The organism is Pedobacter sp. Leaf250 (assembly GCF_920984735.1).
Classification (GTDB): domain Bacteria; phylum Bacteroidota; class Bacteroidia; order Sphingobacteriales; family Sphingobacteriaceae; genus Pedobacter.
The window spans coordinates 51,589-71,558 of the sequence record NZ_CAKLBU010000004.1; the positions used below are offsets into that span (position 1 = coordinate 51,589).

The window sequence follows — 19,970 nt, forward strand, 5'->3', positions numbered from 1 at the left end:
TCAATTTTAACATGTTAGTTAGCGCTATCATATTTCAAAACATCAGGAAACTGATCTACCACTTCTTTTTTGACTAACTTACCATCGATCATCTCAAGCAAAACAGAACTTCCCTTTAGATCTCGAACCAAGGCCTTCCCCTGAAATTTCACTGGCATATTTCCATAAGTAAATAACGATTCGCTTTGCGCTCCGTCTATTGTTAATGCAGCCTTTTTATCGCCATTCAACTGTGCCCTAATACGCCACTCTCCTATCCTTACCTCACAAATCCCTTCATCGCTATCAGGCATTTTAATCACTTCCACCTTACCGGTTTTAATTTGTATAATCGTTAAAAATCTGAAGTTTTTAGCTGGCAGAGACGTGATGCCCGCATGCCATTGGTTTTTGAAATCTTTGATTTTACCCTCATCATCCGTTACCTTATTCCAATTTTCGGCAAGTTCAGAAAATTGATTATGTACCACCAAGTTAATCGGACTGTTGGCAAAAACTGTTGCCACGCTGCGTACAGAATCATTTTCAGTAGTGAAATCTTTTCGATTTGTAACGTTCGAAATTTCTGCTTTAATCTTGCTATATGGTGCATGAAACAGGGTAGTCCATTTTACAGGTTTGCTGGCTGATAGCTCATCGTAAAGCACAATATATTCTCCAGCAAGCTGAAGCATGTGCCGGCGATATAAGGTTACGCCCGATTCTCCGTACACATTCCCTGCTGTTGGCGCAACTTTGATCTGATCAAAACGGTTTAACCAAAACTCACTTTGGATCTTTCCGTAGGCATTACTTGCATCTCCCAAAGCGTATTGAATATTTTTACCACTGATTGATCGGGGTATCCAGCCATAACCTTCTTCACCAATCTTTTGACTAATGCTATCCGCTAAAATTGTTGAATAGGCCCTGGAACTTCTATAATAAAAAAGGTTGTGTTTATCGCTAAAATTGCTGTAATATCCACTTCCACCAAACAACACCTTACCTTTATAATTGACGGTTAAAGCATTTTGTGAAGCATGTCCGTGACCTGATGCACCAAATGGACTGCTTAACAAATAACTGCTCAGATTATTTCTGGCATCGTTGAGGTTTTCATGCATGGCCACAACGCCTACATCATTGAATATCCTGGCTTTGGGTAAATCGTCGAAAGATTTTGTAACAATCTTTCGGTCTGGCTTATAATTTAGAAGTCTAAACAATAGATAATCATCCGTTCCTTTAAAAAATTCAGGATTATCGACTTTTATCTTCGCTACATAATTGTTTAGATAGGGATTATTTACTTTAAGAGCTAGTGCATCTGCAAACCAGGCTTCTCCTTTTACGATGTATGGAATATTTTCCCACATATCACCCGTTGCTGTCGATGCGGAACCGTTGGGATGGGTATAAATCAGGTAATAGGGTAAGTTTTGCATCCAAGGGAGCTTAAAATAATCTACTCCACTAAAATCACCAAACATCTGAGACAGGTAAATAATCGATTTGAAGTTAACCCTAAAATAACCATTGCCTTCATGCCAACCTCCATCAGTTGTACCCAAAACCGGAAACCTCGCTGACCAGACCTCATACATATAGGTCAACCATTCTTTTGCCTCGGGTACTTCATTGACTACTGAAACTGTCGCAATTGCCAGGTTCCTTAAAGTAATTTGCCAAACATGATTATCGCTCACATGAAGCTCAAAACGGTTTGGAAGATGATCATAAACCCTCTTTGCCCGCAGCGTGATCATATTTTTTAAGCGGAGTCTTTCTTCTTGATTCAAATAATCGTAACCCGCATCATAAAACCAGCCTAAAGCTTCCAACACTGCGCCACTCGTAAAATCATCGCCAGTAGCCAGCCCATTCGGATTCATGTTGGCAATATTCAATGCTCTTCTTTTTGCATCCAGAATAAAACGTTTGTCTTTGGTTAACTGGAAGGCAATGCAAAGATTTCTAACTGGTGTGCCTACCGCATCACCAAAGCCGTGGTACATGCGTTCGATAATAATCTTTTTTTCTAAGGGTGTTTTACCTGTGGTATCAATAATTCTTTGAGGTTTTTCAACAGGAAGCGGCTCCAACATCAATTTTTCAGCAAAAGCAATAAACTTTTTAGCTTCAGGATTTTGGAGATTTCTATTGTAAAAATCTTCACCAATCTGGTTCATATTCCACAATAATGGGTGCGATCCTTCATTCCGTTTTAGCACGGTTTCTATAGATGGCGAAACTTGTAAATTAGTGTATTTGGGATCTATTAAAAAGTTGTAGGTTTCGGACCAAATCCAATTATTGCTATTCTTAAGGGTGTAGCCATATTTCCAAAACCATTTACCAGGTTTCAAAGCCTGATGTAAGGGATAAACTGCCCATCGCTGTTCTTTCCCTTCTATAACATCGGTTTTGAAATTTGGATCGGTGGCCAACATCACTTTATATTTCACGTTTCCAATATTGGGATCCTCAGGAATCTCGCTGCCACTCTCCATTGGTAAGACTTTGGTTTTACCATTTGTACCAGGCCACAATAAAGCCGGGGCATTGGTTTGAAGCGTAATACCGTTAGCTGGATATGGCCATTCGCGTACCCGGGCATGAAGTTTTGCTTCATTTACGTGTTTTACACCCGACTGCTGTGCGAAGGAGTTGATGAAGAGGAAGGAAATAAAAACTACTAAAAAAAACTTCATGATGATATATTGAGATACTTTACTAGAAACCTGAATTAAATTTATCGCCATTTTTTGTGCCCCATTGCTTAAGGTAATTTCTCATTTTTAATAATTTGTCTTTGCTTGCAGTTTCCTTTGCTAGATTATGCATCTCTCCAGGATCATTTTTCAGATCAAAAAATTGCTCCCGAATTATACCTTTATTGTAAACGATATATTTAAAATCCTTTGTAATTACCGCTCTTCCACTGATCCCCAGCAATTCTTCATTATCGGCAAATTCTGTTTCTATCACCAAAGTATCGCGAAGTGAAACGTTCGGATTAATCAATCTTTTACTTAAATCTATTCCTTTCAAATAACCTGGCTTTTCTACAGCGGCAAGGCCACAAATTGTTGGAATCATATCTACACCGTTGCAAACCAGCATATCATCTGTATAGGATTTTATTAACCCATCCATTTTGGAAATGATAAAGGGAACTTTTGCAGATTCTTCGTATAAAATCTGTTTCTGATTCCAGCTGTGGCCGGCGTATCCATCGCCATGGTCAGCAGTGAAAATGATAATCGTATTCTTGTCCAGTCCATATTTTTGAAGCGATGCCAAAAGCATTTCGATATAACCATCCACTTTTTCGACCAAACGGTTATAAGCCCATCGATATTGACGCCACTGATTTCCTGTCCAGCCTACAGATGGGTAAGTGCGCAAACCCACCGTTTTTTGCTGATCCCGTACAATTTTTGGCTCAAGTTTGGGAATTCGCCAATTTGAAGGCAAGGGTGGGCACTCCGCTACAGGCGGTGCATTTGAAATGACATCCATCTTTAATGTTTCACCCCTTGCCCACTCGCAAATATCATGGGGATTTAGGAAAGAGGCAACTAATAAAAACGGCTTATCTTTATTTTCCTTTATAAATCTGGCGCAAAATGATGGAGTTGCGGCATCGTTATAATCTAAAAAATTGGTATTCTCGATGTATTTAAATCCGTGTTGACCTACTTTGCTTGTGGGTACAGGCAAGTGCCACTTGCCTACATATCCAGTTTGGTAACCTCCGTTTTGAAATATTTTACCCATCATCAGTAAGCTATCTGGCCATTGTCCATCTTTTTCGGGTGCATTACCAACAAAACCTGTATCGTGTGGCATTTTACCGCTAAAAATTGAAGAACGCGATGGCGTACACAATGGCTGTGCACAATACGCTTTCGTAAAGCGAACTCCGTTTTTCGCAAGCTTATCCATGGCGGGGGTTTTCAAATATTTATTGCCCGCTGCACTCATGGCTTCAGCAGTTTGCTGATCGGTCATGATGACAAGTATATTGGGCCGTTTTGGCGATTGAGCAAGCACATATATCCCTAATAAGGTGAATATGAGCGTAAGCATCATCCTTTTAAGTGAGGAATTTTCCCTGCCAATAGCGTCCAATTTCATATTTATAGATTTAAAAACCTGGGTTTTGTCTGGTGATATTCTTATTCACATCCAGCTCATTTTGTGGCAGTGGATAAAGCTCATGTTTACCTTTAACAAAGTTTGTACTTGCTACATAGGCATATTGCGGACGAATGGCTTTAACGGCATCCTGGGTCGATTTTATTTTATCTCCAAGTAAACCCCATCTTATCAAATCAGATCTACGCATACCTTCGAAACACAGTTCCCAAGCCCTTTCATTTTGAATTCTAAGCAGGAATGCATCTTTTGTTAACCCAGCAGGCAAATCTACAGTTGCGTTTGTACGCTTGGTTTGCAACCCAGCCGTTAATACAGCGCCCGTACCTACACCGTTAATGCTAAGGGTTGGCGGTGTTGTATAGCCGCTGCCTGCATTTAAAATAGTGACTGCTGAAATTCTTCCAGACGTAATTACTGGTACTGCAAAAGCATCAACACCCGAACCTGTAATACTAATTGTTGTGGCGGCTGTGTAACCCGTTCCACCCGCAGCAACTGTAATTGTAATTGCACTGCCCAATGTATTGGTTCCATAAGCTCTCCTCCTCACCGTATTGACCGCATCATAGGCTTCCATAGTGGGCCCATTATTCAATTCATTATCAATTTCTGCTTTCATCAGCAGAACATCTGCATAACGCATGGCAACATAGTTGATGTTAGTGTAGCTTCTTTCTAAAGCTGAATTTTTTTGATACTCGCGGCTCCATTTTCCTGGCGTCCAGGTTTCATCTTGTCGGGCAGTTAACAGCGGTACACGGTTTCCGTTTGCATCAAGGCTATATCTGGCAATGGAAAAATCGCGACGCAGGTCACCATTATCAAAACTGGTATAAAAGGAGGCAGGAATGAATACCCTATTCAATGTACTACCATAAAGACCATTAGCGGTTAAGCCGGCGTTGAAATAGCCAAAACTTGAACTCGAAGTTGTGGTGACAGTTGGCGTGTAAAAAGAAATTTCAAAAAGACTTTCTTTGGGTTCGAAAACCTGCTGCGATTGATTTTTAAATACCTGGCTATAACTGTTGTTCAATTGATACAGACCTGATGCAATCACTTCATTTACCTGCGTTTGGGCAATCTGATAATATTTAGTGTAATCATTTGCCCTTTGCATGGTGCCATTTGCCCTTAATGAATATCCACCAGCAAAAAGCGCCACACGTGCCAAAATTGCTTTCGCCCCAAACTTGTTAATGCGTTCATCAATTGGAAGAGATGCAGGCAACACGGCAATAGCTTCCTGCATGTCCTTCATTACCTGCTCATAGATTACAAAACGATCGGTAAGGGCTAATCTTAATTCGTCTCCGGTAACCGAACTTTTTGTTTTAAAGGGTACATCGCCCCAAAGTCGAATCAGTTCTGAGTAATAAAAGCCTCTTAAAAATTTCGCTTCGCCCAACATTCTATTTAAATCAGCTTTTTCAGCAGCCGACCCACTAATAAACAAGTCCATTTGCGGAATACGTTCAATAACCACATTTGCACGATCAATGCCTGCGTATAGCGTCGACCAGGTGTTGTAAAACATTGAATTTCCAGCCAGGTAGTAATAATGTGAAACCTCTCTAAAGTCGTTCACGGTAGTTCCAGGGCTTAAAAACTCTATATCTGTGTCGGCATCAAATACCAACGGAATGTTCCAGGCATAGGTATTTGGACTTTTCATCGCCTCATAAACTCCTAGGGTGGCTGAATAAGCTTCACTCACAGATCTAAAATAGTTCGATGAAGTGAAAGCGGAATATGGGGTGGTTTCAATCGATTTTTTGCAGGAAACCAAAGGCATCAGTGCAATTAAACCAATTACTAAAACCATTCTGATATTAATATTTTTATTTTTCATTTCGATCGATATTAAAGGGACAAACTTAATCCAGCTACAAAAGATTTTCCTCTTGGATAGGCACTGAAATCTACCCCCGGCGTTAATGGATTATTAATAACACTTACTTCCGGATCATAACCAGAATAATTGGTGAATATATGCAGATTATACGCAGTGAAATAGATTCGGGCATTTTTGATTTTTACTTTTTCCAGCCATTTCTTTGGAAAAGTATAACCCAGGCTCACATTGTTAATCCTTACAAACGAGCCATCCTCTATAGCATATCGGGTTAAGCGACCTGCAGTTACTCCAGCGATAGAGGCGACTGTATTTTTTCCCGTATTCAATGCCTCTAGTTCCGCAGGATTGGTCACTAACTGCCCTGCTGCATTTATATTAGTCCATCTTTCCGCCTGAAAAGCAAGATTACTATTGTATTCACCTGTTATGGCCAGATTGTTTTGGATATTGGCATTGTAAATGTCATTGCCATAAGTAAAATCCAAAAAGACACTCAAATCGATTCCTTTATAACTAAAACTATTGTTGATACCACCCGTGAACTTAGGATTCGCATTGCCGATAATTGTACGGTCAAAATCATTAATCAGACCATCCGGCGTTCCATTCGGGCCATTTATATCTGCGTATTTGGCATAACCTGGCTGCACCACGGTTCCATTGTTTACCACACCACTTTTTAGTGTATAAGTATTGGTAGTCGAGTTAAAATTGAAATCATTCACCTGATACAGTCCATCACCTATATATCCATACATAATACCAACGGGCTGGCCAACCTGCAAGATATAATCATTAAAAGAGGTGTTATAACTGCTCACCAGTAATGAATTTTCTTCATTGCTCAATTTTAAAACTTTTGTTCTGCTGAATGCGATGTTGAAATTAGTGTTCCACTGAAAAGCGGCATTCCGGATAGTCACCGTGTTTAGCGTGAATTCGATTCCCTTGCTGGAGGTTTCACCAATATTCTGGAGCTGAGTAGTAAATCCAGAACTGGCCGGAATCCGGGTATTGTATAATAGGTCCTTTGAACGGTTATCGTAGATATCTGTGGTAAGGGTTATTCTTTGCTTCAATAAACCTAAATCCAAACCCACATTACGCTGCACCACTGTTTCCCACTTTAAAAATGGATTAGATAGATTAGACTGATAGGCAGTGCTGATAATCTGATTGTTTAGAGGATAATTACCCGTTACAAATGTACTTAGCGAGGCATAATTGGCAATTCGGTTATTGCCCGAACTTCCATAACTCACACGTAACTTCAGGTCAGAAAAAATGCGATTATCTTTCATAAAAGGTTCTTGTATAATCCGCCAGGCTAATGCAGCCGAAGGAAAATAACCAAATACATTCTCAGATCCGAATTTAGAAGAGCCATCTCTTCTTAACGAAGCGCTCAATAGATACCTGCCTTTGTAAGCATAATTGCCCCTCGCGAAGAATGAAAGCAATTTATCATCTTCGGCATAAGAAGTTGGAAAACCCGCCACGGTACCAGCACCCAGATTATCAAAACCATTATTAACAGGTGGAAAGCCACTTGCAGATGCTGAAAAGTTTTCCAAATAATTATAAATGTATTCCTGACCGATTGAGATATCCATTTTATGATCTTTCATAAATGTGTTGGCATAGGTTACCACGTTATTAAAAGAGACACGTTGTGAGAGTGCATCACTAATGCTTCCATTAGGTCCACCCGCACGAATCGCCTGAATATTGGTGGCATCGATGAATGTCTTAATCTTATTGGTTTGGCTGGTATAGCTAATCAAACCGTTATAAGTAAGGTGATCGAGAATATTATACCTTGCCGTTGCGCTGGCATTCAAACTTTTGATTGATTGTTTAATTTGGCGTGAATTAAGTGCGACTAATGGGCTTTGAAAAGCTGGGTTTCCTTGGTTATCCAAAGGATCTATGGCATCATCCAGTAAATCAAGATCATTGTTATTTTTCCCGTTTATTGGGCGATATTGAAGTAAGGTTTGCAGAAAACTTAATCTGGCATTCCCGCCGGTTTGTGTCCCACCTGTTCCATAAATCGCTTGGTTGGAATAATTTACGATACCTGTCACCACACCCTTCTTTCCGATATTGTTGGTTACCGTAAGTTTAGCGATATCCTTATTTGCACCGCTATTCAATAACAGTCCATCATTGTTATTTTTCGAATAGAAAAGATTGTATCTGATTTCGCTGTTACCACCGTTAATGCTGATTTTATGGTATTGATTCATCACTGTTTTACCTAAAACCTCATCTTGCCAGTTAATTCCAGGTCTATCACCATAATTGATCTGTAAAGAATCAAAAGGTCCATAAGTAGTTATAAATCGCTGAAGCCTGGTGGCATCGCGAACTGAATTCTCGTAAGCATACTGCGCATATTGAAGTGGGCTAAGCACTGGCAAATATTTGCTTGTGGTTCTGGCACCGACATATCCATCATAATTGATAGTTGTTTTTCCGCCTTTGAGTTTCTTGGTCGTCACCAAAACTACTCCATTGGCACCCCGAGCGCCATAGATAGCAGTGGCAGAAGCATCTTTTAATACATCAATAGATTCTATATCCATTGGATCTAAAAAAGCCAACCCTTCCGTTTGTGGTACACCATCCACCACGTAAAGTGGTTCATTACTTTGAGTAATCGAAGTTCCCCCTCTAATTTTTATTGATGGTTCAGCCCCGGGATCTCCGCTACCTACGGTAACTTGCATTCCGGCAATCCTTCCCTGCAATGCCTGGGCAACGTTTTGAACAGGCACTTTAGCAATTTCAGTCCCACTGATGGATGAAACTGATCCGGTTAAACTACCACGAGTGGTTTCCTGCCCGTATCCTGTAACCACTACTTCATTAAGGGTATTGGATTCATCTTGTAATTTTGCATCTATATCAGTTCTATTGTTCACACTGATTTCTACCATTTTTGATCCCACATACCTGTAAACAAGTATGGCATTTGCAGGCACTTTTATCTGATAGGCTCCATTTTGGGAAGATATTACAGCATTCTTGGTGCCTTTTTCAAGAATTGTCGCACCTGGAATTGGTTGGTTAGTTCCATCTCGGACTACGCCTTTTACCAGTATCACATTTTGAGCTTGTGATAAAGTTACTAAGCATAGCAGACATAGCATTAGTAGGATTTTTTTCATTTCAGTTAGGTTATTTTGATATTTATTCTTGAATATGTTGGTTAGTTGGTTCGCGGCTATATTTGCTAAAATTTAAGTGCAAATATTGCTGCATTTTCAGAAACGAATCTATGGCATCGCATTCATTTTAAGTTTTAAATTTGGTTAAAATATTATCGAATTTGATTAATTGCAAGCCTAAACTAGCATTTTTCGTTGCGCTTCAACTGTACCATATTTTTGAAATACATTTGCTGCGCAGCCCAATAACCCTGCTCTGTTACCAAGGCTAGCAGCAACAATTTGGGCAGAACCTGGTCCTGTGGGTACGGCCAATGCCAATACCCGTTTTTCAATCTCTTTGGTATAAAAGGAACCAGACTCACTAATGCCTCCACCAATAATAACTTTTTGTGGATTGAACAGATTGATAAAACTTACGATTCCTGTGGCCATGTAATCGAAATGAGATTCCATCACTTCCATCGCCTCACTTTCCCTCAACATGTACCGGCTAACGATATATTTAGCATCAACATGATCAGGCGCATTTTTATTGATAGATTGATAGTGATTGACCATCGCAGTAACAGAAGCATAGGCTTCCAAACATCCCCTGGCCCCACATGCACAGGCCTTACCTTTATGATTTACAATGATATGCCCCAGTTCGGTTCCCCTGTTCTTAAACCCGCCGTAAAGTTTTGCATCAATCAATACAGCACCTCCTATTCCGGTACCCACGGTAATAAATACCGCATCACTACAGTCTTTCGCTGCACCGTAGGTGAGCTCACCGAGTCCCATAAGGTTTGCATCATTATCAATAATGATATTTTTTCGCGTAATCAGTTTTAAAATATTCCCCAGCTCTACATTTCTAAACCCCGGCAAATTGATTCCACCTGCAATTACTATATTATCTTCAATGATGCCGGGAAAGCCTACACCAACCCCAAGAATGGTATCAGCATATCTTTTGGTGCAATCATTAATGGCTTCGGTCATGTGGCCGATTACAGCACCATGTGTTTTCACATTTTTCAGCGAAATGTTGGTTGAGTACAAAATTTCACCATGGGCATTTACAACCCCGCATTTAATGGAAGATCCGCCAACGTCGATACCTATTGCATTTAATTGGTTCATGTTTAAAACATTTATTCAGGTTGAGATAATTATGATTAGGATCTACTTGCGATGCAGAACATAAACGAACCCTAAAGTACAGGCATTTCGATACTTAGAGTTTCGATTTTAGCCTAAAGTATTTAAGTTTTGGCTAATGCTAATAATTGGCTGAGGGGGCAAATATTCCCAAATGGCGGATTTTAAAAGGTTTCCGTCAAAAAGTTTCTTAATCAAAATCAAAAGCATTTTAACGAAAATCAAAATCAAAAATGCATCGCCTAACCTAATTTCACAATTGCTTATTAAGCAGATTATTCAACCAGCAAAAAAGATAAATCTATCAAATGAAAAAAATCCTAACTATATTCTTTATTAGTGCCCTGACATTTAAAAGTTATGCACAACAAGAAACGCAATGGTTTTCAAAAGCAACCCGTGTCGTCGAGCTTCAGCTTAAGAAAGCGGCTAGCACTTACAGTCCGGGAAAAAATCCGCGTTCTGTTAATCCAGATGGAACGGTAAGGTTGGCTCCCTATAAAGATTGGACAACCGGATTTTTCCCAGGCTCGTTATGGTATGGCTATGAACTTACGAGAGATAAAACCCTTGCCGCTGATGCCAAACGCTTTACTTTAGCCTTAGACTCGGCAAGGTATATCACCAATACGCATGATGTTGGTTTTATGCTTTACTGTTCTTATGGAAATGCTTATCGAATAACCGGCGATCAACAATACCTTCCTGCACTAAAAGATGGCGCAAAGCATTTATTGAACCGTTTCGATCCTAAAATCAGAGTGATCAGATCATGGGATTTCGCCTGGTGGAATTATCCGGTTATTATTGATAACATGATGAATTTGGAATATCTGTATTGGGCTTCAAATACTCTAAAACAGCCCAGCTACGCGAATGCTGCGAATGCCCATGCTTTAACAACGCTTAAAAATCATTTTAGGAAAGATTATAGTTCCTATCACGTTGTAGATTATGATCCGAAAACAGGTCAAGTCATTCGAAAGGCAACACATCAAGGTTTGACTGATGAATCGGCTTGGGCTCGTGGGCAAGCGTGGGGATTGTATGGATACGCCATGTGTTACGCTAATTCTAAAGATGAGAGATTTTTGGCTCAGGCTGAACACATCGCAGCTTTCATCATGAATCATCCAAAAATGCCAAAAGATAAAATACCTGCTTGGGATTTCGATGTTCATAACGCCCTTGACACAGCAGAGCGGGCGCCTAGAGATGCTTCAGCCGCAGCAGTTATCGCATCAGGATTATTAGAACTAAGTACTCAAGTTAAGGATGGTCAGAAATATCTCAATTATGCAGAGGATATTCTAAAATCCCTTTCATCTGATGATTATCTAGCAAAACCTGGTGAAAACAAGTATTTTATTTTGAAACACAGCGTTGGTGCTTTCCTTTATAATTCAGAAATTGATACTCCCCTTGATTATGCAGATTACTACTACCTGGAAGCACTGAAACGTTATAAAGAAATCAAAAAAATTAATTCAAAAACATTCAAAAAACCTTAACCATGAAATTAAGAATATATATTACCCTCGCAATTCTTTTAGGGTTCATTGTAAGTTTAAAGGCTCAGGAAGGCCCGATTTCAAGAGAAGACTTCAGCAATATTAACTTAACTTATCCAGGGTTAGAAAAAGTAAATCAACGCTTTCAATCTGCCAAGTATGATGATGCTGCCCAAGAGCTGTTGTTATATTACCGAAACCGAAAAAAAATTCGCCATCCTGAGTTTAATATCGGAGATGAGCAGCGTTTCAAAGGAAAATTGATAGGGGCAGCAAACCAAGAGAAAGCAGATAACGCATTGCTTCATAAATTCCAGCCACATAAAGGTTACGGATTTTTCGATTATGGAAAAGACATCAATTGGCAGCTCTGGCCGGTAAAGGATAACGAGGTAAGGTGGCAGCTGCATCGCGTATACTGGTGGCAAACAATGGGATTGGCCTACCGAAGCAGTAGAGAAGAAAAATATGCAGCGGAATGGGTCTACCAATTCCGCGATTGGGATAAGAAAAACCCATTAGGACTTTCTGCAGATAACGACGCCTATGCCTGGAGGCCATTGGAAGTTTCAGAAAGAGTACAAAGCTTGCCGGGAACCTTCAATTTATTTCTGTCATCACCTGAGTTCACGCCTGCATTTTTAATGGAATTCTTAAAATCCTTCCACCAACAGGTCGGTTACATCCCGGAGCATTATTCAAAAGTAGGAAACCACCTTTTGTTTGAGGCACAAAGAGTTCTCTTTGCAGGGTCATTCTTCCCTGAATTTAAGGAATCTCCATTTTGGAGAAAAAGCGGTATTGATGTATTAAATGCGGAAATCAAAAAACAGGTTTATGCTGACGGAGTGCAATTTGAGCTGTCCCCTACTTATCATATAGCATCTATTGATATCTTTCTCAAAGCTTATAACGCAGCTAAGATGGCTGGTGTTGAAAGTGAATTCCCTGAAACGTTTAGCAAGACGATTGAGCATATGATCATGGCCAATATCGATTTTTCTTTTCCCGATTATAATGCGCCAATGTTCGGCGATTCATGGATTGTGGATAAATCAGGGAGAATCAAACAATATCAAAATTGGGCCAAAAGTTTTCCGGAAAATGAAGTGATCCGATATTTTGCAACTGAAGGTAAAGAAGGAGAACTCCCAGATCACCTTTCTCATGCATCTAGCAATGCGGGTTTTTATACTTTCAGGAACGGCTGGAACGAAAAATCAACAGTGATGGTTTTAAAAGCAAGCCCTCCTGGAGAATTCCATGCGCAACCAGATAACGGAACCTTTGAGCTTTACATAAAGGGCAGAAATTTTATGCCTGATGCCGGAGCCTTTGTCTACAGTGGCGATGCGGTAATCAACAAGCTGCGTGAACAGTATCGCCAAACCAAGATGCATAATACACTAACATTGAATGATCAGAATATGGTCATTACCGATGCTAAAGAAAACAAATGGAAAACGGGTAAAATGATGGACGTATTGACATTCATCAACCCGAGTTATAAGGATTTAGATCATAAGCGAACTGTTTTTTTCATTGATCAAAAATATTTTGTCATTATTGATAGAGCAATCGGATCTGCAATAGGAAAACTGGGTGTTCGCTTTCATTTGCAAGAAGATTCCAAACCAGTTTACAATAAGTCGGCACGTCTAATATATACCACCTATAGCGATGGTAACAACTTGTTAATTCAATCGCTCAATCCAGATAGGGTAACTTTACTGGAAGAGCAAAGCAAGGTTTCTTACGAGTACAGAAAGGAAATGCCTAGACCTGGGGTAGCGTTCGAAAAACATAAGGTAGATACCGCAACACAGTATTTCATCAGCGTGATTTATCCTTTTACGGGGACAAAAGCACCAGAAATAACGATGAAGGAAAATACTGGAAATGACTTTATTAAAGGCAAAATAGATTTCACATTGATGATCAACGGAAAGAGCGAAAACATTAAAACCAACATTAATCAATAAATACTCTTTGTCATATCTCATTATTTGTCATACGTTAACCAAATACCCGAATGAAAAACATGAATTTTGTACTACAAAAGTACCTGTTATTTATCATGATTATAGCTGTATCTTGTAGCAAAGAGAAGGCGGTAGACATCAATGGAAATGTTTCATCACTATCCTTAAGTAAAAGAAGTAATGTTGAGAATGTGAGTGGTACATTTAGCAATGGCGATACCATCCTTAATGTAAATTATGAAACCGGCACATTCAATTCGGGAATTACTGGTGTAACGGCCACGCATGCAAGTGCTGCAGATGCCGCTTATATGGTAAATCCTGCAAATAATGGCAGTAATTATGCTATAGCTCATAAAATCGTATATGGCGATACCGCATACAATTCTGATGGAAACATACGAAGTGAAAGTGACGCAGTCACTATACAAAGTGCTAGGTTTTTCCCTGGCGACGAACGTCGTTACGAATTCAGTGTTTTATTAAAAGACTGGACACCATGGATTTCAGGCCCAACGTATGAAACAACCATCTACCAACTTAAAGTATCAGGCAATTCTTCATCCGGATCTGGCGTTCCGTTACAATTTCGAACGGCGAGAAATGCAATGCGTTTGAGATATGAAGGTTCTACTTCAATAAAAGACATTATTACAGACTTGCGCCCATATGTAAACCAATGGTTAAATTTTAGGGTAGATGTATTATGGGCCGATAATAATACGGGCTACATGAAAACCTATATGAAGCTGCCAGGACAGAGTAGTTATATTTTGGTAGATGAAAAAATAAACTATTCCACATTTGCTGGAAATGTAAGTATTGGAAATGTAGGCTACATTAAATGGGGGGCCTATGTAACTCAAGCGCCGTTGACCCGTATTGCCTACCATGACAACATTAGAATTATTAAGTTGCCGCTACAATAAGTTGCAACGTATACAATAAAAAAGCAACGGACACATTGAAATTAATCTTTCTGGTAAAACAGCTTTAGTTACCGGTTGCAAAAGGGGCATTGGAAAAGCAATGGCCATTGCGTTGGCGGAAGCAGGAGCAGATGTTATCGGCGTATCGGCGAGTTTGGAAATGACTGCAAGCAACGTTGAAACTCAAATTGGCATTCTAGGTAGAAATTTTTACCCCTATCAGTGTGACTTTGCAAAACGGGAAAATATTTACCAGTTTATAACCGAGGTCAAAAAAAACCACTCTTGCATAGATATCTTAGTAAATAACGCTGGTACCATATTAAGGGAACCTATTTCAACACATAAAGACGAATTTTGGGACGAGGTCATTTCCATCAACCAGACAGCACCATTTATTCTCAGCCGGGAGTTCGGGAAAGAAATGATTTCTCGAGGCAGCGGCAAAATTATTTTCATCGCCTCGCTCCTATCGTTTCAGGGAGGAGTTACCGTGCCTAGTTATGCAGCTAGCAAAGGTAGTGTTGCCTCGCTGACTAAAGCCTTTGCTAATGAATGGGCTTCCAAAGGAATAAACGTCAACGCAATCGCCCCCGGATATATTGCCACAGACAATACTAGTGCAATTCGGGAGGACAATGAACGAAAACAGCAACATTCTAGCGAGAATCCCCGCTGGAGGATGGGGCAAGCCCGAGGATCTCAAAGGACCACTACTATTCCTGGCTTCACAAGCTAGTTATTATGTTCATGGAACAATACTCGTTGTTGACGGAGGATGGATGGGAAGGTAATTTTAATTTTATCTATATAATTTAATATTGGAACAAATCAGGTGAGTTGCAGGGTTTCTTCATTTCGCTGTTTATACAGGGTGGTGACAATCTTTGTCAAGATTCCTACTATTGATTACTCTTATATACTTAAATGTATAACAGCAAATTCCCAAAGGGAAATAAAATTCCTGCTATAAAAAATCGTAGGTACTAATAAAATATTTATGGTTTAACAGTGAAGTTATCACTAATTGGTTAACCCGTTTTGCATCTGCGCGAAGATTGGTTGTTCCCGATTGTATGAAATCTACGCTTGGGTGATAATTTGGAGAGTTCGGCAACCTTGACCAACTAATTCCGTGTCAGGTTGACCACTCTAAGAAAAGGCACAACTTATCTCTAACATATTATTTATTAGTCTGCTGGAGTGGTCAGTCGAGACCGAAACACACTGACCTAAACTCCGAAATAAGTTGATCAGTCTTAACGAAATCTCCACTTATACATACTTCTATCAAAATTTTATATAGGAACAAACAATAGTTTCAGAAATATAAGTGTAAAAGGTATTAAGGTGAAAACTATAGCCCAGATCAACCTTCTCCTTATATTTTTCCTTTAGCTAAAGTGATCATCAGGGCAACAATCAGACTACCGATATAGAGCAAACTGCTTATAATATTTAAAAAAAATTTAGTATCTGTGGCTAGTTCAGAAAGCTCTCTGCTGTTATATATAACTTCATGAAATATACCAGTTACTAATATATGAAGGCCTGTGAAGGGCATGCATAATATAAGAATAAAATGTAAAGCATTAATTATACCCAATACTGCACTAGTTGCGGTAAAAAGAAAATATCCCGAAAAATGGAGGCTTACCCCATTTATTGTTAATTGAAGAAAGTAATGAGGATGCGACCAGAGTTAAAAACGAATGAAGTCCAATTGCCGATAGATTAAATTCAGCATCACGATGGCTTTACCTACGATATAGCGGGCACCGTTTCAGTAGATATTCAAGAGGTGCACTATAGGATCCATCTGTACTACTCAAAAAAGCTTTATGACTTGCATTATAAATACTGGCATTATTATCCATATAAATTTGAAGGCTCACACTTATATCGTAACGCTGGGCTGCGCTACTGTAAGATGAACCACTATTGGATATTCCTTTTACTTTATCAGCATCATTGCGCTTAATTTTGGTATCTTCATTAGTAGATGTTGTGCTGGTTGAATAACCTTTGTTCTGGGTGACCGTACCATCAATGATGTATTCCACCCCCAGTATGTCACAAAGGTTTTTCATCGTAAAACCCATCATTTTTTCAGGGGTAACACCAGCCTGAATCAATGCCGCATTGGTTGTTCGGGGATCTATAATTTTATAACCAGCCGAATGCTGACCAAGCAGGCTGTAAGCATCCTGCTGTGCTTTTAAACCGATGGCCGCTGCTCCTGGTTGATTATCCATTAAATAAGTGAATGGAATAATAGCAATTTTATTATGGTGATCAGCTGGTGTCGCACTCATGGTTATCTGATCCGCTTGTCTTGTGTTAGCAGGTGTACCCATGGAAGAAAACGTTTCTAACCGGCCACTGGAATGAACAATTTGGGAGATATCTGCTTTTTTGATGACATACTCAGCAGTTTCTCCCGTATAGATAAACGATACCTCTGCATCTGTAATTCTAATTATTTTTACCTTTATCTCCTCCCCATTTGATTTTTTGATAATATCCACTTTAACTTGCGACTGATTTTGTGCAAAACTGCAGGTCACAATGGAAAGACATAGCATTAATAGATAGATTTTTTTCATTTCTTTGTACATATGCACCAAGATACCAAATGTTTACCAGTTTTAAAAGTGATATTACAAATCGCTATCTGCTTGCCATCTAGTAGTTTTTTATTTAATATTGACTAATGAATCCCACTCAGCGCCAACTCAAGAATATCCTATTATCTTTCCTCACCTTAATATGTGGTTGCTGTTACCAAATCTGCTTCGCCCAAAGCGATAACCCTTTGAAAACAAAATCAGACAGCCTAACGGGTAAATCTGAAACCTTTCTGGATAAAATGCAGGGATTTGCCAGAAAATCTGAAGAAGAAAGCAAAGAAGATTTCAAGAAAGACAATATATCACTCATACAACTAAAAGTCATTAATGAAATCCGGGTGAATACGCAAAATGCAAAGGCATTTTTAAAATCCTCCCATGATACTTCTGCCATAAACAATCACCTGAAAAGTCTTAAATCAGTCTTTGCTACGGCCTCAGACGGTGTTTTTACCAACGTTGGTTCGATTCAAACCTACCGAAACCTGGCTTCAACAAAGCGTATTTTAAGGGAGCTTCTACTGTCCACCAACACAATAAAAGGTAATCTTGATGCCAGGCAAAAGTCTTTTGCGGAATTTCATTACAAACTTGATTCCCTTTCAACTGTCCGCGAACTTTTTGCTTTCCCAAAAGACTCTGTATCTGTAGTTGATTATTTAAAAATACTCGGTACGCTTGCTTACGAAACAGCGCCTATGGATTCCGTCCTAAAAGCCCGGAGCCTGCAGGTTCAGAAACAATTGAACACCTATAATTTAGCCATCAGCCAACTTACCAATAGTATTGAACAGGTGGAGCAATACGAGCGTAATATGGCCTACAACTCCCTGACCCGCGAATTGCCAGACATTTGGCAGCATCCAAAACACTTTCGCAGCTTGAAAGATATCATTACCTTTTCCATTAAGAAGAACCTGCTCACACTAAAATATTACGTAGGAAATAATACAGGTAAGCTTGTGCTAATTTTACTCCTTGTTATCAGCTCCTATTTATACCTCAAAGCATTAAAAAATATCTATAAGCGTAAAGGTCTGATCAAAAACGACATGAGCGGTCAGCTCGCCATACGCTACCCGTTACTATCGGCTGTTGTAATTGTATTGAGTCTGTTCCAGTTTATCCTCATTTCGCCCCCATTTATACTCAGTCTGATTATTTGGATAATTAGTGCCGCTTGCCTAAGCGTTCTATTTAGAAATTTCATCGCCAGCTACTGGATGAAGGTTTGGCTATTTATGGTAGTGGTACTCTTAGCTTCCTCATTCGGAAATATTTTACTTCAATCCTCCCGCGATGAGCGTTGGTTCATGCTCATTTTTTCCATACTAGGCTCGGGTGCAGGAATAACTATCCTGCTGCAGAAAAGATATGCCGAGTTAAAAGAAAAATGGATCTGTTATTCCATTGGCATTATGGTTATATTCGAGGTTATTTCTGCTGTTTTCAATATCTATGGCCGTTTCAATCTTTCTAAAACACTATTCCTGGTGGGGTTTTTAAATGTGGTAATATCGATCATTTTCCTGTGGGTGGTTAGATTGATCAACGAAGGGCTTCTTCTGGCATTCGATGTTTACACCGTACAGGACCGGAAGCTCTTTTATCTTAATCTGGGAAAAGTTGGCAATAAAGCGCCCGCTATTTTATATCTCCTGTTAGTACTGGGTTGGCTGGTAATTATGGGGCACAATTTCCCACAGTTTGATTTGTTCTCCAGGCCATTTCTAAACCTTTTGGAGAACGAACACCGTATAGGAGACTACAGCTTTAGCATTAATGGGCTATTACTGTTTTTCGGCATTATGGCTATCGCGGTCATCATATCAAAAATTGTTTCTTTCTTTACCTCAGATGACCATCTTGTAAATAGTAAAAATGAACAATCTATAAAGAGAGGTTTGGGTAGCTGGGTGCTCCTGGTAAGATTAGTGATACTTTGTATAGGACTTTTTCTGGCACTGGCAGCGGCAGGCATTCCGCTCGACAGAATTACAATTATTATTGGTGCCTTAGGGGTAGGAATTGGTTTTGGACTACAGACTTTAGTCAACAATTTAGTAAGCGGCCTGATCATTGCATTTGAAAAACCTGTAAATGTTGGCGATCTTGTGGATGTGGATGGACAGGGTGGCACAATGAAATCCATAGGATTTCGTAGTAGCGTGATTACCACGTTTGACGGTGGAGACCTTGTCATGCCAAATGGCGATCTCTTGAATTCGCATTTAATGAACTGGACACTTGCCGGTGGAAGAAAACGAATGGCTATTAATGTTGGCGTGGGCTACGAAACAGACCTAAGACAGTGCAAAATGCTAATTAATGGAATCTTGGAAAGCGAAGACAGGATTTTAAAAAACCCTAAGCCTGTTGTTCAATTTGAGGAATTCGGAGAAAATGCTATTGCGCTTAAGATATTGGTTTGGACAAGAACCCTTAACGAAAACGGCTCGACAAAAAGTGACCTTATCATCGCCATAAATGAATCTTTTCGGCAGAACAACATTAAAATTCCATTCAACCAACAGGAAATTTATTTGCATAAAACAGAAGATTCTTAATATTAATTGCTGAGAAATTTCTAAAGCA

10 protein-coding genes and 1 pseudogene are annotated in these 19,970 nt (G+C 39.5%); 5 read left to right on the plus strand and 6 right to left on the minus strand.

Annotated features, from left to right (window positions below; all coding sequences use genetic code 11):
* Positions 1–14: 14 nt before the first annotated feature.
* The 5 genes from LUA91_RS04650 to LUA91_RS04670 all read right to left on the minus strand — a co-directional run bounded on the left by LUA91_RS04650 (position 15) and on the right by LUA91_RS04670 (position 10,305).
* Positions 15–2,744: a DUF4962 domain-containing protein gene (locus LUA91_RS04650; RefSeq protein WP_231424864.1), complete on the minus strand. Its 2,730-nt coding sequence runs from the start codon at positions 2,742–2,744 to the stop codon at positions 15–17.
* A complete protein-coding gene (locus LUA91_RS04655) occupies positions 2,716–4,122 on the minus strand; it encodes a sulfatase (protein ID WP_231424865.1) in 1,407 nt (468 codons plus the stop codon). The genes LUA91_RS04650 and LUA91_RS04655 overlap by 29 nt, the downstream gene beginning before the upstream one ends.
* Positions 4,123–4,132: 10 nt before the next feature.
* Positions 4,133–5,998 carry a RagB/SusD family nutrient uptake outer membrane protein gene (locus LUA91_RS04660; RefSeq protein ID WP_231424866.1) on the minus strand — a complete coding sequence of 622 codons (1,866 nt, stop codon included), beginning with the start codon at positions 5,996–5,998 and terminating at the stop codon, positions 4,133–4,135.
* 11 nt (positions 5,999–6,009) lie between these two features.
* The gene (locus tag LUA91_RS04665; protein ID WP_231424867.1) at positions 6,010–9,177 is read right to left on the minus strand and encodes a TonB-dependent receptor; all 3,168 of its coding nucleotides are present in this window, start codon (positions 9,175–9,177) and stop codon (positions 6,010–6,012) included.
* A 177-nt stretch (positions 9,178–9,354) separates the two neighbouring features.
* Complete coding sequence (locus LUA91_RS04670) at positions 9,355–10,305, minus strand: ROK family protein (RefSeq protein ID WP_231424868.1); 951 nt, start codon at positions 10,303–10,305, stop codon at positions 9,355–9,357.
* Positions 10,306–10,631: 326 nt separating this feature from the next.
* Here LUA91_RS04670 and LUA91_RS04675 point away from each other — a divergent pair, with 326 nt between their 5' ends.
* From LUA91_RS04675 to LUA91_RS04690, 4 genes and pseudogenes are all read left to right on the plus strand, one after another.
* A complete protein-coding gene (locus tag LUA91_RS04675) occupies positions 10,632–11,834 on the plus strand; it encodes a glycoside hydrolase family 88 protein (protein ID WP_231424869.1) in 1,203 nt (400 codons plus the stop codon).
* 2 nt (positions 11,835–11,836) lie between these two features.
* Complete coding sequence (gene hepC / locus LUA91_RS04680) at positions 11,837–13,816, plus strand: heparin-sulfate lyase HepC (protein WP_231424870.1); 1,980 nt, start codon at positions 11,837–11,839, stop codon at positions 13,814–13,816.
* A gap of 59 nt (positions 13,817–13,875) precedes the next feature.
* A complete protein-coding gene (locus tag LUA91_RS04685) occupies positions 13,876–14,745 on the plus strand; it encodes a heparin lyase I family protein (RefSeq protein WP_231424871.1) in 870 nt (289 codons plus the stop codon).
* Positions 14,746–14,779: 34 nt separating this feature from the next.
* Positions 14,780–15,539, plus strand: a pseudogene (locus LUA91_RS04690) (SDR family NAD(P)-dependent oxidoreductase).
* Between the two features lie 963 nt (positions 15,540–16,502).
* On the opposite strand, the gene LUA91_RS04695 reads toward LUA91_RS04690, so the two are convergent.
* Positions 16,503–17,330, minus strand: coding sequence for a hypothetical protein (locus LUA91_RS04695; protein WP_231424872.1), 828 nt, complete (start codon positions 17,328–17,330; stop codon positions 16,503–16,505).
* Positions 17,331–17,560: 230 nt separating this feature from the next.
* Between LUA91_RS04695 and LUA91_RS04700 the strand changes: the two genes are divergently transcribed.
* Positions 17,561–19,942, plus strand: coding sequence for a mechanosensitive ion channel family protein (locus tag LUA91_RS04700; protein WP_231424873.1), 2,382 nt, complete (start codon positions 17,561–17,563; stop codon positions 19,940–19,942).
* Positions 19,943–19,970: the final 28 nt, after the last annotated feature.